The 15,015-nt window shown below is 67.3% G+C and carries 17 protein-coding genes; 12 read left to right on the top strand and 5 right to left on the bottom strand.

Going from position 1 to position 15,015, the window contains the following annotated elements; genetic code table 11:
• Positions 1 to 76 precede the first annotated feature (76 nt).
• From M9945_RS08620 to M9945_RS08595, 6 genes are all read left to right on the top strand, one after another.
• The gene (locus tag M9945_RS08620) at positions 77 to 1,060 is read left to right on the top strand and encodes a hypothetical protein (RefSeq protein ID WP_367944170.1); all 984 of its coding nucleotides are present in this window, start codon (positions 77 to 79) and stop codon (positions 1,058 to 1,060) included.
• The gene (locus tag M9945_RS08615) at positions 1,057 to 2,148 is read left to right on the top strand and encodes a hypothetical protein (protein ID WP_367944169.1); all 1,092 of its coding nucleotides are present in this window, start codon (positions 1,057 to 1,059) and stop codon (positions 2,146 to 2,148) included. Before M9945_RS08620 ends, M9945_RS08615 begins: the two co-directional genes overlap by 4 nt.
• A complete protein-coding gene (locus M9945_RS08610) occupies positions 2,148 to 3,023 on the top strand; it encodes a sulfotransferase (protein WP_367944168.1) in 876 nt (291 codons plus the stop codon). Before M9945_RS08615 ends, M9945_RS08610 begins: the two co-directional genes overlap by 1 nt.
• A gap of 146 nt (positions 3,024 to 3,169) precedes the next feature.
• A complete protein-coding gene (locus M9945_RS08605) occupies positions 3,170 to 3,979 on the top strand; it encodes a glycosyl transferase (RefSeq protein WP_367930779.1) in 810 nt (269 codons plus the stop codon).
• A gap of 45 nt (positions 3,980 to 4,024) precedes the next feature.
• Positions 4,025 to 5,134: a glycosyltransferase family 2 protein gene (locus M9945_RS08600; RefSeq protein WP_367944167.1), complete on the top strand. Its 1,110-nt coding sequence runs from the start codon at positions 4,025 to 4,027 to the stop codon at positions 5,132 to 5,134.
• A gap of 106 nt (positions 5,135 to 5,240) precedes the next feature.
• Positions 5,241 to 6,584, top strand: a complete 1,344-nt coding sequence (locus M9945_RS08595) for a UDP-glucose/GDP-mannose dehydrogenase family protein (RefSeq protein WP_367944166.1) — start codon at positions 5,241 to 5,243, stop codon at positions 6,582 to 6,584.
• Between the two features lie 13 nt (positions 6,585 to 6,597).
• Here the strand turns inward: M9945_RS08595 and M9945_RS08590 are convergent, their stop codons facing one another.
• Complete coding sequence (locus tag M9945_RS08590) at positions 6,598 to 7,803, bottom strand: NAD(P)/FAD-dependent oxidoreductase (RefSeq protein WP_367944165.1); 1,206 nt, start codon at positions 7,801 to 7,803, stop codon at positions 6,598 to 6,600.
• A gap of 142 nt (positions 7,804 to 7,945) precedes the next feature.
• Between M9945_RS08590 and M9945_RS08585 the strand changes: the two genes are divergently transcribed.
• From M9945_RS08585 to M9945_RS08575, 3 genes are read left to right on the top strand one after another with little or no spacing between them, the layout of a single operon-like run.
• On the top strand, positions 7,946 to 8,353 hold the full coding sequence (locus M9945_RS08585; protein WP_367930776.1) for a DUF2231 domain-containing protein: 408 nt from the start codon (positions 7,946 to 7,948) through the stop codon (positions 8,351 to 8,353).
• Positions 8,346 to 9,860 (top strand): sorbosone dehydrogenase family protein, encoded by a 1,515-nt coding sequence (locus M9945_RS08580; protein WP_367944164.1) that lies wholly within the window; start codon positions 8,346 to 8,348, stop codon positions 9,858 to 9,860. Before M9945_RS08585 ends, M9945_RS08580 begins: the two co-directional genes overlap by 8 nt.
• Positions 9,857 to 10,033, top strand: a complete 177-nt coding sequence (locus tag M9945_RS08575; protein WP_367944163.1) for a hypothetical protein — start codon at positions 9,857 to 9,859, stop codon at positions 10,031 to 10,033. Before M9945_RS08580 ends, M9945_RS08575 begins: the two co-directional genes overlap by 4 nt.
• A gap of 34 nt (positions 10,034 to 10,067) precedes the next feature.
• Here M9945_RS08575 and ggt read toward each other — a convergent pair whose 3' ends face one another.
• Positions 10,068 to 11,810, bottom strand: coding sequence for a gamma-glutamyltransferase (gene ggt, locus M9945_RS08570; protein ID WP_367944162.1), 1,743 nt, complete (start codon positions 11,808 to 11,810; stop codon positions 10,068 to 10,070).
• A 153-nt stretch (positions 11,811 to 11,963) separates the two neighbouring features.
• Between ggt and M9945_RS08565 the strand changes: the two genes are divergently transcribed.
• Complete coding sequence (locus M9945_RS08565; protein WP_367944161.1) at positions 11,964 to 12,194, top strand: hypothetical protein; 231 nt, start codon at positions 11,964 to 11,966, stop codon at positions 12,192 to 12,194.
• Positions 12,195 to 12,461: 267 nt separating this feature from the next.
• Here M9945_RS08565 and M9945_RS08560 read toward each other — a convergent pair whose 3' ends face one another.
• Both M9945_RS08560 and M9945_RS08555 read right to left on the bottom strand, forming a co-directional pair.
• Positions 12,462 to 12,656: a KGG domain-containing protein gene (locus tag M9945_RS08560; protein WP_367930771.1), complete on the bottom strand. Its 195-nt coding sequence runs from the start codon at positions 12,654 to 12,656 to the stop codon at positions 12,462 to 12,464.
• 205 nt (positions 12,657 to 12,861) lie between these two features.
• Positions 12,862 to 13,038, bottom strand: coding sequence for a hypothetical protein (locus M9945_RS08555; protein WP_367944160.1), 177 nt, complete (start codon positions 13,036 to 13,038; stop codon positions 12,862 to 12,864).
• 310 nt (positions 13,039 to 13,348) lie between these two features.
• Between M9945_RS08555 and M9945_RS08550 the strand changes: the two genes are divergently transcribed.
• Positions 13,349 to 13,903, top strand: a complete 555-nt coding sequence (locus tag M9945_RS08550; protein ID WP_367944802.1) for a DNA-3-methyladenine glycosylase — start codon at positions 13,349 to 13,351, stop codon at positions 13,901 to 13,903.
• Positions 13,904 to 13,906: 3 nt separating this feature from the next.
• Here M9945_RS08550 and M9945_RS08545 read toward each other — a convergent pair whose 3' ends face one another.
• Positions 13,907 to 14,431, bottom strand: coding sequence for a hypothetical protein (locus tag M9945_RS08545; RefSeq protein ID WP_367944159.1), 525 nt, complete (start codon positions 14,429 to 14,431; stop codon positions 13,907 to 13,909).
• A 184-nt stretch (positions 14,432 to 14,615) separates the two neighbouring features.
• Here M9945_RS08545 and M9945_RS08540 point away from each other — a divergent pair, with 184 nt between their 5' ends.
• Positions 14,616 to 15,014 carry a hypothetical protein gene (locus M9945_RS08540; RefSeq protein ID WP_367930768.1) on the top strand — a complete coding sequence of 133 codons (399 nt, stop codon included), beginning with the start codon at positions 14,616 to 14,618 and terminating at the stop codon, positions 15,012 to 15,014.
• The last annotated feature ends 1 nt before the right edge of the window (position 15,015 follow it).

Below are 15,015 nucleotides of genomic sequence, written 5' to 3'. Positions count from 1 at the left end.
TACCAATCAGGCACGGCTCCTGGATTGCGGCATTCTCGTCCCGACCCGGATCGGATCGCCCAACCATACGAAACTGGTGGCCGCCTGCCTCGACGACGGCGTGATCGACAACATCAAGGGGCATCTTCTTGCCCGCGACGGACTGAGCGAACGCAAACTGCGCGACGGGGTCGCCCGCTCACTCGCGCGGGAGCTCGACGCCACGCCCGGCTGGAATCGCGTCGTCATCACGTCCGAGCTGATCAGCAGCCGCCTTCATTCGCCGTCGGAGATCGAGCGGCTGGTCTCCCTCTTGCGACGGCATGTCGACGACATTCACTTCGTGATCTTCCTGCGGCGGCAGGACGAGCTGGCGCTCAGCCGCTTCAGCTCCGCGCTGCGGGCGGGCCATGCCGACTTCGACGGCGTATTCACCGATCTTTCCGGCAACAGCTTTCCCATGCTGCCTGCGGGGCGCTCCGTCGACGACGCGCTGGAGTTCTTCGACTACGAGCGCATCATTTCCCGCTTCACCGCGCTCGCCGATGCGCGGCTGACCGTGCTCTCCTATGATCCGCCCGGCGGATCGCCCGGCCCCGTCCGCGCCTTCTGCGACATTCTCGGGCAGCCCGCCGGAGACGAGACGGCCATACCCGTCCTCAATTCGGCGCTTTCCGCCGAGGCGCAATTCCTCATATCGCAGCTCAACCGCCACAACCGGGTCCAGTTGCCGAACGGCGAACGCAACGAACCCTATCGGGCGCTGCTGCGCCGGATCGAAGCCGAGGTCGCTGGCGAACGCCGCACCGTTCCGCGCGCCGAGGCCGAAGCCTTCCTCGCACGATATGCCGCCTCGAACGCCCGCGTCGCGGATGCGTGGTTCCCGCAAGACCGCCCGTTTCGCGAGGGGTTCGGGCGCTATCCCGAGACGGTCGACTATGGGCCGATGATGGCCCGCATGCGGCCTGAACTCGAGCGCTGGCAGGCCGAAGCGGCGGCCATTGCCGAAAACCCCGAGCCCGCCCCGGGATTCGGGCGCGCGCTTCGCCGGATGCTGTCTTTTGCCGGATGGACTCGATGAGCGGGCCATTCAGCCGGTTGAGGTCCAGGCTTCATTTCTGGCGGCAAGAGCGCCGCCGCCGAAGAGCCGTCGCAACCGTCGGCGGTGCATTCCCCATCCGTGCCGAAGATGCAGACGACCTCGTGCTGGCGCGCGTCGTCGGCAATGATCTCTACCCCCGGCATGGCAGCGGCCAGGCGCTGCGCAACCTTGCTTTCATTCTCGACAACGAACCCGCCTTTCCGGGCTGCCGGAAGGTTTTCGTGCTCAACCGCATCTTCGATGAGGATACCGAGCAAGACGCGAAGGGACTGGTCGAGAAACACGGGCACGAAGCGATGGTGCTCCCGTTTCTCGGCGAGGAGTACGTCGCCCGGGAATGCGATACCTCCGTCTTTGGCGGGGACGAGTACTTTCTGTCCGATGCCTTTGCTTCGCTGAAGGAAAACGCCAGGGATCGAGAACGGCTGTGGGCCTGCGTTGCCAAGGTTCACTATGCGATGAACATCAACGGCGCGCGCAACGCCGCGCTCGAGAGAGGGCGCCAGCTGGGAAAGTGGACCTTGCTCCTCGACGGGGGATGTTTCGTGAGGGCGGATGCGATCGAGCGGCTTCGGGCCAGCCTCGCCTCGCCGCCCTTCGTTCCCTATGCCGTGGTCCCCATGCAGCGCCTCGTGTCGAATGACGATGCCGCGCGCATCGAACTTGCCCCGGACAGCGTCGAGGAGCCGCAAATCGCCGTCCATGCCTGCGCCCCGAAAGGGTTCGACGAGATCTATCCCTACGGTTTGCGCGACAAGGTATCGCTTTTGCAGCGGATAGGCGTGCCCGGCCCATGGGACCGTTGGGGCAACTACAGCTGGTTGCCGAAAGTGGAGCGGGATGCGGCCGAGCTTTTTATGTTCAAATATGCAGACACCAGCGTGCTGCGGCTGAGCTCGGGCGCATCGACCAGCATGCTGGACGGAAAAGGCTCGCACTCGATCCGATATCAGAGTCGCAACAAGGCGGTGCTGCGGACGCTTGCCATGCTGGATGACCGTTTCGGTTCACCCGACAGGGAACGCGCGCGCCGCATCATGGATATTCCCCACGATTGGAAAACGTAATGGCATCAATTCTCCGATCCCTTCTGCGTTCCTCGGTTCGGCCGGAGCAATTGCGCGACCGCACCTTCGTCATCGGCCTCGGGGCGATGAAAGGAGGAACGACGTGGCTGTCCACCTATCTCGGTGGACTGCCTCAGTTCCTGCACTCGCCCGTCAAGGAGATGAATTTCTTCAACCAGCTTCGCGACAACCCCTTCAAGGGCCGGGACGAGAGTTACCGTGCCTTGCAGATGGAGGCCCTTGTCCTCGACAAGCCGTTCAGGAGGCCCCGTCACTGGGATAAGTTGCGCGCGCTGGCACAGCTGGGCCGGCTGGCCACGATCGACGACTATCTTTCCTATTTCGCCGAACGGATAGGGCGGCAAACGCATTTCGGCGAGATTTCGCCGGCCTATTCGCACCTGCCGCCGGAAACCTTGCGCGACATCGCCGGGATGACGAAGGATGTCCGTTTCCTGTTCATGATGCGCGACCCTGCCAAGCGGGCGGCCTCGCATATCCGCCACCAGCGCCGCCGCAGGCAGGCCGGCGTGCCGATCGACACGCTTGTGGAACAGGTAAGCGAGGGCAGCCGGGTCTGGATGCGCTCGGACTACGGCTACACGGCGGATTCCCTGAAAGAGGCCGGGATGCTCGACCGGACCCGGTTCCTCTATTACGAGACCCTGTTCCGGCCCGAGACGATGCGCGATCTGTGCGACTGGCTGAACCTCGACTATCGCAAGCCCGACGTCGACAAGCGCATGAACGCCGGCCGTGGGGAAGACCTGACCGAGCAGCAGCTGCGGAGATTGCGCGAGCGGCTGGACCCGCTCTATCGCGACCTCGAGGCGCGCGGCTTCAAGGCCGAGGCGCCGGGATGGTGGTGGAGCTGATCCACCGAGGCTTGACAAATGCGCCGTCGAAAAGGCTCATGCCTCACCCGGCCGCCCGGAGCCGGGACCATGGGGCCGACGCCGGCCAGACGGACGCCGCGACCGACCCCTGAACCTTTCGATGCGCCGAAGAAAAGCAGACCCGAATGAGCCTTGTTAAGCAGGTTGTCGCCATCAATTGGGGAACGAAGTACGGCCCGCGCTTCATCAATCGCCTCTATGCGATGGTCGAGCGCAACATCACGCCGCCCTTCACCTTCACCTGCTTCACCGACAACCGCGAGGGCATCAGGCCCGAGGTGCTGTGCGAGGACCTGCCGCCGATCGACGCCAAGATGCCGGTCAACTCCAAGGGAATCTGGCAGAAATCGCGACTGTGGGGACCACGCCTCGGGACGCTGGAAGGGCCGGTGCTGTTCCTCGACCTCGACGTCGTGGTCGTCGGGAGCCTCGACCCGTTCTTTTCGGTCGGAACGCCCGATCAGGTTATACTGGCCCGCAACCCCGTGCGGCCGCTCGAGCGGCTCGGGCAAACCTCGGTCTACCGCTTTCCGGTGGGCAAGCTCGTTCCGCTGCAGGAGGCATTTCGCGCTGATCCTCAAGGAATCGCCGACCGCTACGAGTACGAGCAGCGGTTCGTGACGCGCAACGCGCCGGGAGGCGTGGCGTTCTTCCCCAACGCATGGGTGCGCCATTTCCGCCATCACTGCAAGCCGCCCTTCCCCTTGAACTTCTTCATGACAGCTCGTCTGCCGAAGGATGCGCGCATCGTCATCTTCCCCGGCGGCTTCCATCCCGAGCATGCCATTGCCGGCGGCTCGCGGCAGAAGCCGGGGCGCGGCATTCGCGACTATCTGGCCGGGATCGGACAGCGGTCGAAGAGGCAGTCGGCCTTCGCCTATCTGCGCAGCTTCACGAAACCTGTTCGATGGGTCGAAAAACACTGGCGGGAATAATGACTCGCGCGCCTCGATCCGTCATAGTGGGTTCATTGCTTGCAAGTGCATGGGCGATCCGAGCGATATCCGGCATGGCGACGATATCGCCGGACGATCGCAGTGAACGTCAACCCGGGGGCCCTCTTCAGGACGTGCGCCCGGGCTTCAAGGCATGAAAACGGGAATGTCCAGTTGGATCGGGGTGGTCGGGAACTGACGGTTTATGTAGCGGCCTTGACGCGCAGAAGGTCGAGGATGCTGCAGGAGCTGCTGCTGTCGTGGTCGAGGATGGCGATCCCCGAACGGTGCCGCGTCACCTGCCTGATCGTCGAGAACGACACGTCCGAGCTGTCGAAGCCGGTCGTGGACGAGCTTCGCCCCCGCTTCGACCATGCCGAACTCGATTATGTGCTCGAGCCCAATCTGGGCATACCCTTCGGCCGGAACCGCGCTGCACGGGAAGCGATCGCCGGAAAGGCCGACCTGCTGCTTTTCGTCGACGACGACGAGGTCGTGGCCGAGGACTGGCTGGTGCGGATGATCGCCGGCTACCGCAGCAGCAGGGCCCGTCTCATGGGCGCTCCCCTGCGGGCAAGAATGCCGACGGAGCCCCTCTCCTACCTTCAGCGCAAGATGTTCTCCAACATCGATTTCCGCTACAGGCACAAGGAAAACAGGGCGAAGAGGAGAGCCGACCTGAACTCGACCAGGCGCGTCACCGTCGTCACCAACAACTGGCTCGCCGAAACGTCCCTTTTCACGGACCACGACATATGGTTCGATGAAGGCATGAGGTTCACCGGCGGAACGGACGCGAAGTTCTATTCCGACGCCTGCAAGGCCGGCATAGCGACGGGCTGGGTGGCGGACGCCTTCGTCTACGAGACGATATCGCCCGACCGGCTGAGCTTCAGATACCAGTACCAGCGCGCCCGCGACCAGTCGAACACGCATATGAGCAGGAAGAACCTGCCCTGGCACAGCGCGGCCTTTCACGCGGTGCTCGGATCGTTCGTCAAGATTCCACCCTGCGCGCTTCTCTTCCTCGCCATACCGTTGACCGGCGGCAAGACCGCGCTGAACGCCGCGCGGACGCTGGGCTGGATCGCCGGCCGCCTCGGCTATGTCTTCGGGACGAAATCTTCCTTGTATTTTGATGTGACCGGCAATTAGCGGTATCTGCCCCGAAGTGGTTCGGCGAGATCGATACCGACCTGCCGATCGACCAACGACGGCGCCTGCCGCAAGCGGGCGTCCAGCATGCCGGAGACATTGAACCGTGAAGACAACCATCTTTGGCATCGGCTATGTCGGTCTCGTGCAAGCGGCGGCGCTGGCCGAGGCGGGGCACGAAGTGATCTGCGTCGATGTCGACGCCGACAGGATACGGCGGCTGAAACAGGGCGAGATCCCGATCTTCGAGCCCGGGCTGGAGGATCTCGTCAAAAGGAACGTCGCCGCGGGCCGGCTGCGTTTCACCACCGAGGCGGCCGAGGGCGTCGGGCACAGCGAGGTCCAGTTCATCGCCGTCGGCACCCCGCCCGACGAGGACGGATCGGCCGACCTCAAATATGTCTTCGCTGTCGCCGAGACGATCGCCCGGCACATGAACGGCCACCGCATCTTCGTCACCAAGTCGACCGTGCCGGTCGGCACGGCCGACCTCGTGCGGGCGCGGCTGTCGGAGGCGCTTGCCGCGCGCGGCCGCGAGGACCTGAGCTTCGACGTGGCGTCCAATCCCGAATTCCTGAAGGAGGGCTCGGCCGTCGCGGATTTCATGAAGCCCGACCGCATCATCCTCGGCACCTCGAACGCAAGGACCGAGCAGGTGCTGCGCGAGCTCTACGCCCCGTTCAACCGCAACCATGAGAAGATCATCGTCATGGACGCGCGCTCGGCCGAGCTGACGAAGTACGCGGCCAACTGCATGCTCGCCACCAAGATCAGCTTCATGAACGAGATGGCCAATCTGGCCGACAGGCTCGGCGCCGACATCGAGGACGTCCGGCGCGGCATCGGCAGCGATCCGCGCATCGGCTATCATTTCATCTATCCCGGCGCGGGCTATGGCGGTTCGTGCTTTCCCAAGGACATCCAGGCCCTGATCCGCACCGCCGACGGCATCGGCTTCGACGCCAGGGTGCTGAAGGCGGTGGAAGCGCGCAACAGGGAGCAGAAGCAGTTCCTGTTCCGCAAGATCGCGCAGTATTTCGACGGCGATCTGGCGGGACGGACCTTCGCCCTGTGGGGCCTCGCCTTCAAGCCCAACACCGACGACATGCGCGACGCCCCGTCGCGCACGCTCATGGAAGCCCTTTGGGAGGCCGGCGCCAGCGTGCGCGCCTTCGACCCCGAAGCCATGAACGAATGCAGGCGCATCTACGGCGCGCGCGACGACCTCGTCCTCGTCGACAGCCGGGAAGCCGCGCTGACCGGAGCGGACGCGCTGGTGATCGTGACGGAATGGCGCGGCTTCCAGGCGCCCGACTTCGAGCGCGTCAGGACGACGCTCAAGGTCCCCGTCATCTTCGACGGCCGCAACCTCTACGACCCCGAGACGGTGTCGGACCACGGCATCCACTACCTCGGCGTCGGCCGCTCGACACCTCAGCAGAAGTCATGAGGCCGACGCCTGCCTAAAGTGCGAACAGGTCGGCGTCCGCGTCTTCGTGACCGGCGAGCGCGGTGCGGATCAGCTCGGCGGCGATGCGCGAGAAGGTGATGCCGTTGCCGCCATAGCCCATCAGGGCGAAGATCCGCGGCCTGCCGGGCACCGCGCCGATCAGCGGCAGGCCCGTCCGCGTCGTGCCGAAGCTGCCGGCCCAGGCGAAGTCTGGCGTCGGGTCGACCGCGGGAAGCAGCTTGCCGAGCTTGTCGGCGATGCGCTTCACCTTCTGCGGGATCAGGGCGTCGCGCCTCGCCTCGTCCTCGAACTCCTCGTCCTCGCCGCCGCAGATGACGCGCCCGTCATGGGTGGTGCGCAGGTAAAGGTAGGGATCGGAGGCTTCCCAGATCAGCGCCTCGCCCGGCCAGAGCCTGTCCTTCGGCTGGCGGCGCGTGGCGATCGCGAAGGTGGATATGATCTCGTGGCGGTCGTTCCTGACCGCGTCCATCAGCTCGTAGCCGGTCGCGAGCACGACATGGCGGGCCTCGATCCGGTGGCCGGACCGGGTCGCGACCTCGACGGAGCCGCGGCGATAACCGATCTCGACCGCCTCCTCCGGCGCGAACAGGCGCGCCCCGCGCGCGCTCGCATGCGAAAGCAGGCCCGTCGTCAGCTTCACCGGGTCGAGCGCGAGGTTGCCGTCCGACAGGATCGCGCCGTCGCGCGCGATGCCGAAGCCGGATTGCAGCGCGCCGGCCGTCAGATAGCGCGCGGAAAGCCCGGCGGCTGCGCGCATCTGCGCCTCCTGCCTGAGATCGCCGCCGCTGAGCACGTTGCCGGCAAGGTAGAGCGTCGGCCTGTCGGCCATCCGGCAGGAGATCTGCAATTCCTCGATACGCCCGCGCAGATTGGCCACGGCCAGCCTTGCGCGCCGCCACGCGCGCGTCGCCTTCTCGGCCCCGATCATCCGCCGCAGCCGGGTGAGCGGCACGTCGACCTCGAACTGCACCAGCGCGGTCGTGGCCGGCGTCGAGCCGAGCGAGGGGCCGCGCCGGTCGAGCATGACGACGTCGTGGCCGGCTTCCGTCAGCAGGTCGGCCGTCATCGCCCCGGATATGCCCATGCCGACGATGAGCACATCCGTACTAAGATCGCGCGTCAGCCGCGCCTCCGCGACGCGACGGGAGCGATAGGTCTTCCACACCGGCGTTCCGGTCCGCAGGTCAAGCTTGCGCATTCGAGAACCCCCGACAATCGGCCCGGCTCAACGAATATCGCGCGTCCGGGTTCCCGGACCCCGCGTCCCGCGCCGACCAAATTTGGAACCATTTGCGCGGTCGCCCGTATCGCATTGGAGGCACACATTCGAGGCGATACCCATGAGCTACACCTACGCGCCATCCGCCCGCGTCAGAGCGGCGGATTCGACCTACCGCATATTGTCCGCTTTTCCGATAGCGGCGTTCACGCTGACCGTCGTGACCGACATAGCCTACTGGCAGACCGCGAACCTCCAGTGGCTGCACTTCTCCGAATGGCTGCTGTTCGCGGGCATCGTGTTCGCCGGCCTCGCCGGCCTCGTCCGGCTGCTCGGCGGGATACGCTTCCCCTGGCCCTACTATGTCGCGGGGCTCGTCGTCCTCGTGCTCGCTACCCTCAACAATTTCATCCACACCGCAGACGGCATAACCGCCGTCATGCCCTATGGCCTGACGGTCTCCGTGCTCACCGTGATCGCGATGTGCGTGACAGCCTTCTTCGGCCGGATCGGAGTGCGTCATGTCTAGATCGCTACCCCTCCTCGCCCTTGCGGGCACGGCCCTCGCACTGGCCGGCTGCGGCGAAGCCGACGATTTTGACACCAGCCGGCAGGTCGGCCCCGAACCCGTGCTTCCCGCCCCCTCCCGAAACCTCGTGCCCGACCTCAAGGTCGCCGAGGTGGTGGGCTGGCAGGAAGGGCAGACGCCGACCGTGCCCGACGGCCTCGTCGTCACGGCCTATGCGCGAGACCTCGCCAACCCGCGCACCGTCCACACGCTGCCCAACGGCGACGTGCTCGTGGTGCAGTCCAAGGCGCCGCCCGACAAGCCGCTCAACCGGCCGAAGGACGTGATCCGGGGCTGGATCATGGCGATGGCGGCAGGCGACGCCGGCGGGGACAAGGAAACCAACCTCATCACCCTGCTGCGCGACACCGACCGCAACGGCGAGGTCGACGAGCGCGTCGACCTCCTGACCGGGCTGACCTCGCCGTTCGGCGTCGCCTGGCACGACGGCACGCTCTATGTCGCGGCCGCGGATGCGGTCCTGAGCTATCCTTACGAGCTCGGCGCGACGGAGATCACAGCCGAGCCGACGATCCTCGCCCCGCTTCCCGGCGGGCCGATCAACCACCACTGGACCAAGGACCTCGCGCTCAGCCCGGACGGGCGCACCCTCTACGCCTCGGTCGGCTCCAATTCCAACGCCGGCGAGCGTGGTCTCGAGGCGGAGAAGGGGCGCGCGGCGATCTGGCAGGTCGATCGCGAGACGGGCGCGTCCAAGGTGTTCGCCTCGGGCCTGCGCAACCCGAACGGCCTCAACATCCACCCTGAGACGGGTGAATTGTGGACCGTCGTCAACGAGCGCGACGAGCTCGGCCCGGACCTCGTGCCCGACTACATGACCTCGGTGCAGGAAGGCGGCTTCTACGGCTGGCCGTGGAGCTATTACGGCCAGCATGTCGACGAGCGGGTCTATCCCCCGCGCCCCGACCTCGTCGAGACCGCCATCTCCCCCGACTATGCGCTGTCCAGCCACGTTGCGGCGCTCGGGCTCGCCTTCACCAACGATTCCGCCATGCCCGAGGCGTTCGCCAGCGGCGCGTTCGTCGGCAATCGCGGCAGCTGGAACCGCAAGGCCTTCAACGGCTACAAGGTGATCTTCGTCCCGTTCACGGACGGGCGGCCTTCGGGGCCGGCGCAGGACGTCGTCACCGGCTTCCTCGACGGCGACCAGGCGCGCGGCCGTCCCGTTGGCCTCGCCATCGACGGAACGGGGGCGCTGCTGATCGCAGACGATGCCGGCAACACCGTCTGGCGCGTCGCCAACGCAGACGGCTCGGTGACGCCCGAGCCCATCCCGACCGACCGGGTGGAGGAAACCGCAACGCCCCTCGACGGCGCGGCCGGCGAAAGCGCCCCGGCCCTCGCCCCCGTGCCGGACGGCGACACCACTGAGCCGCCGCAGACCGACATCGCCCCGGCGATCTCCCCCGAGGACGGCGCCGCACCACCGGAGGAGGAGGCGGAATGACCGACGACAAGCACGAATGGCTCGACCCCGACAATGAAGAGGAAGCGACCGTTCGCTACCTCATCGAGAACACCGACCTGTCGCCCTTGCAGGCGCAGGAGCTGGTGGCCCGGCACGGCAGCGACCGGGCGAAGCTCCTCGAGATCGCCCGGACGATGAAGGCCGAGGGTTGAGTGGCGCGCGCCGCTCGCGCGGCGCCCCTTTCGTTCAATAGCCGATGGCGGCGCCCGCCGTCGCCCGGCTGTCGATGGCGCCATAGTAGCGGGCGCCGTCGCCGGCCGCGATCTGTTTCAGGTTGCGGCCGCCGACGAGGATGCCGGCCGCCTCGCCCCAGATCGTCCAGTCGGGATCGACGCCGACGCGATAGCCCATGCCGGCGAGCAGCCGGAGCGTATCGGGCGACAGCGCATAGGGCTCCATGAGCACCCGGTCGGGCAGCCATTGGTGGTGGATGCGCGGCGCGTCGATCGCCTCCTGCAAATCCATGCCGTGGTCGATGACGTTCACGATCGCCGACAGCGTGATGGTGATGATGCGCGCGCCGCCGGGGCTGCCGATCACCATGAAAGGCTCGCCGTCCTTCGAGACGACGGTCGGGCTCATCGACGACAGCGGCGACTTCCTCGGCTCGATGGCGTTGGCTTCGCCCTGCACCAGCCCGTAAAGGTTCGGCACGCCGGGCTTGATGGTGAAATCGTCCATCTCGTTGTTGAGCAGGATGCCGGTGCCCTCGGCCACCTTGCCGATGCCGAACGAGCCGTTCAGCGTATAGGTCACCGCCACCGCGTTGCCGTCCCTGTCGATGATCGAATAGTGCGTCGTCTCCGTGGACTCGCCGAAATCCGCCGGCTTCAGCGCCTCGCTCACCCCGGCGCGGTACGGGTCGATGCGGGCGCGGATTTCCTCGGCATAGGCCTTGCTGGTCAGCTTCTCGACCGGATTGTCGACGAAATCCGGGTCGCCCAGCGCCGTGTTCCGGTCGACGAAGGCGTGCCGCATCGCCTCGACCATCAGCCGCACCGTCTCGGCCGAGCCGTAGCCGAGATAGGAGATCGGATAGCCTTCCAGCACGTTGAGGATCTCGCAGATCACCAGCCCGCCCGACGAAGGCGGCGGCGAGGAGACGATGTCGTAGCCGCGATAGCTGCACTTCACCGGCTCCAGCTCGCGCACCGTATATTGCTCGAAATCCTCCTTCGCCAGGATGCCGCCATGGGCGGTACTGGCGCTGACGATCAGGTCGGCGATCTCGCCCCTGTAGAAGGCGTCCGCGCCGCCTTCGGAAATCGCCGTCAGCGACTTCGCAAGGTCCGCCTGAACCAGCCGCGCGCCCAGCGCCAGCGGCTTGCCGTCGTTAAGAAAAATCTTTGCCGCCGCCTCGTCCTGCGCCAGCATGTCGTTGCCCTCGGCGAAGGAGGCGATGTCGCCGGGCTCCAGCACGAAGCCCTCGCTCGCCAGCCGGATCGCCGGGGCGATAAGCTCCTCGCGCGTCCTGGTGCCGTATTTCTCGCGCGCCGTCTCCATGCCGGCGACCGAGCCCGGCACGCCGACCGCGAGATAGCCGTCGGTGGAGGCGCCGGGGACGGGGTTGCCGTCGGCGTCGAGATACATCGTCTTCGTCGAGGCCAGCGGCGCGCGCTCGCGAAAATCGAGGAAGGTCGTCGTCCCGTCCTTCAGGCGGATGGTCATGAAGCCGCCGCCGCCGAGATTGCCGGCGGTCGGATAGACGACGGCCAGCGCATAGCCGACCGCGACGGCGGCGTCGACGGCATTGCCGCCGCTTTTCAGGACGTCGACGCCGACCTGCGAGGCGAGGTGCTGGGCGCTCACCACCATGCCGTTCTCGCCCTCGGCCGGCGCGGGCGAGGCCGCGAACGCGGCCGATCCCAATGCGGAGCCGAGCGTCAGGGCAATGGCGAACGAAAGCTGTCTCGGTACGAAGTGCTGCATGGCCTCCTCCTCTGCTCCCCGCCCTCTGGGCCGGGTTCAGCTTCGGCGGCGATGCGGCCAAATGCAAGCGGAAGATCGGGAGGGCCGGCCTTCGGAACTTTGGCCCATCCGGCGGGTTAGCCGTGCTGGCGACCATCATTCGGGAGCACAGCGATGACCTATGACGAGATCGTCTCCGTCCTCGGGCCCGTAGACAGCGAGCTGGCGGCGAGCCTCGTCGCGACCGGCGCCTCGCTGGAGGATTTGCGCGAGGCGTGGAACTGGCTGCACAACGACGACGCGCTGATGGGAGAGGGTCGCCCCCTGCCCGGTTCCCGCGTCGGCGCGCTGACAGACCTTCTGGAAACCGAGGACGACGAGCCCGGCCCGGCCCCGGCCTCGTGAGGCGCTACGAGCCGGACGATCCCGTACGACCATGACGATGGAGATCGCCGCGAGGACGAGGCCCAAGGCCTGCAACGCCGTGAACCGCTCGCCGAAGACGGCGACGATGTTGACCGCCAGCAGCTGCGCCGCGGCTGACAGGCCCGGCAGATGCCCAGACGGATGACGGCGGCGAAGCGCATGACCCTATGCCGTACCGAATGAAGCCGCGGCCAAGCGAAAGCCCGCCCGGCTCGCGCCGGACGGGCTTCTCGACCGCTGATGCCATCAGTGCTTTCCGCCCTTGCGGCCTGCCTCGGAAGCGCGCTCGCGGTCCTGGGCGAAATTGCCGCCGCCGCCGCGCTGCTGGCCGTCGTCCTTCTTGCCGGGCGCGGCCTGGCGCTCCTGCTGGCGCTGGTCGTTCTTGTGGCCCTGCTGGCCGGCTTTCACGTTCTGCTCGTGAGTGCCACCCTGGTTCGGCATGATGCTTCTCCTGTTGTCGGCGGGGCGACCATTCGCCTCGCACACCCACCGAACAGGCACCGGTCCAGGCTGTTCCTTCACGAAATAAATTCTGTTCCGGGCGGAAAACGGCGGTGCTTCGCGCACGGCGCGCAGGCCGGCCGCGCCCGATGCCGCCCCCCGCGGGAGCAGCCGGCGTTCGCGCCTCAGCGGGCCGCCGTCGCCCCTATGCGTCGGAAAGCTCCTCGCGCAGCAGGTCGCGGCTGCTGACGATGTAGCGCGCCCGTTCCTCGCGTTCGTAGGTCGGCTCGTCGGGCTTGTCGCCCTTGCGCAGTTCCCGCGCCATCCATTCGAGCTCGTGAGGATAGAAGATGCCCGAACGGGACCGATTCAGATCGATCATGTCATTTCCCTTCAGGATGCGTGGGCAAGGCTTCGTCGGCCTCCCCTCCCCTGAAACGACAGGACGACATAGGACACTCGCATTATCCGGGGCCGGGAGCCAGACAATTCGCGGCGGCGCTCATCACGTTTCATATCCTGCGCCGGCCGGTGCCGGCCTTGCGTCTCAGGATCACGCGCCTGAGATCGTCTCGCGGCAGCCACTGCGCGTTGTTCCGCACCCGCCGGGTTCCGTCGCCGGCGCGGCTGTGGCAAGAACGTCCACCGCGCCGCACGGCGCAATCGCGAAAGACAGCCGACGCATGACTACGATGCCGCCCGCCCGCTTCTTCGACCGCGACGCGGTCGCCGTTGCCCGCGACCTCGTCGGGGCCGAGCTCCTGGTCGACGGCGTCGGCGGCGTCATCGTCGAGACAGAGGCCTATGCGGCGGACGATCCCGCCTCGCACAGCTATCGCGGCCCGACGCGCCGGAACGGCACGATGTTCGAGGCGCCGGGCGCGGCCTATGTCTATCTCTCCTACGGGATGCACTGGTGCCTGAACGCCGTGTGCCGGCCGGGAAACGCGGTGCTGCTGCGCGCCATCGAGCCGCGCACGGGAATCGAGACCATGCACGCGCGCCGCGGCGTCGCCGGGCTGCGCCAGCTCTGCTCCGGCCCGGGACGGCTCGCGCAGGCCCTCGGCGTCGACCGCTCGTTCGACGGGCTGTCCTTCCTCGGCGCGCCGTTCGCGCTGCGACCGGCCGCCGGGCCGCGCGACCTCGTCGTCGGCCCGCGCATCGGCATTTCGAAGGCGGTGGAGCAGCCGTGGCGCTTCGGCCTCGCCGGATCGCCCTTCCTCAGCAAGCCGTTCGCGCGACGCTGAAGCCTATTCCGGCTCGGGCTCGGGAATGGTTCCCGGCGGAATGACCGGGGTCGTCCCCGTATCGGGCGGCGGCTCCTCGATCTCCTCGTCGCCGGTGGGCGGCGGGGCGAGGATGCCGTTGCAATTCTCCAGCGCCGGGCGGGCGCGCTCGCCCTCGCGGCTTTCCTCATCGCCCGGCTGCGCCGGCTCGACCTGGCAGGGATCGTCGCCGTTCCCCGTTTCGGGAACCTCCGCGTCGGCACGCGCCGCCGCCATGCCGCCGCCCAGCAGCAGGACGGCACACAGAAGCAACGCCCGCGAAAGCGCACCGCCGCCGCGCGGCACCTCTTCCGGAATGGACGGGGGATCGGTTTCCGGCGGCGCGGGCGTCGGCGTCTCGTCGGGTCCGGGGCCGGGCAGGTCCGGCGGCGGCTCGCCGGGCGGCGGAATCTCCGGCGGTGCCGGCGGCGGCGCGGGGTCGCCCGGAACCGGGCCCGGTTCAGGATTGTCCGGCGGGCGGGGGACGGGATCGGGCATGGGGCTGGTCATCGCATGGCCTCCTCGGCGGCGGTTCTTGCCGATGCCGCCAACGCGGCCGCCGCTTCGTCCGGGGCCGCGCCGGTGGCTGCGTATCCTTCGAACCCGCCCCTGCCGGAGATTGTTCCCGGCGCGGAACATAAGCGGCGCGGCCCCGTTTCCGCTGTCTGCGAAACTCTCGACCAGGAGCGATGTCATGTCTGATCTGACCAATGCGGAAATCGAAGGCAGGCTGAACGCGCTGCGCGAAATCCTGGTGGTGGCGCTGGGTCAGGCGACCGGCGACGCGGCGGCCAACATCCGCGCCGCGCTCGACGGCATGGCCGCCATCGAGAACCATCAGGAAGACCCCGGAACCGAGCCCTCGCGCGCCTTCGCGGCCGAAAGCGCCCGGCTGCGCGAGGCCGGCATCATCCGCGAGACGCTGGCCGAGTCCCGTAACGTGAAGCCGACCGCGACCGACCGGGAGCTCGACGCGGAAACGCTCGAGGAGCAGCTCGACGAGGGGCTGGAGGACAGCTTCCCGGCCAGCGATCCGGTCTCCATCACCACCACCGCCATCAGTGGCGGGGCAAAGCCGCTGCCGCAGGCCTGAC

This window comes from Aquamicrobium sp., assembly GCF_023954335.1.
GTDB lineage: Bacteria > Pseudomonadota > Alphaproteobacteria > Rhizobiales > Rhizobiaceae > Aerobium.
Note: the sequence above shows the minus strand (reverse complement) of the source record. Positions and strands in the feature narration are given on the sequence as shown.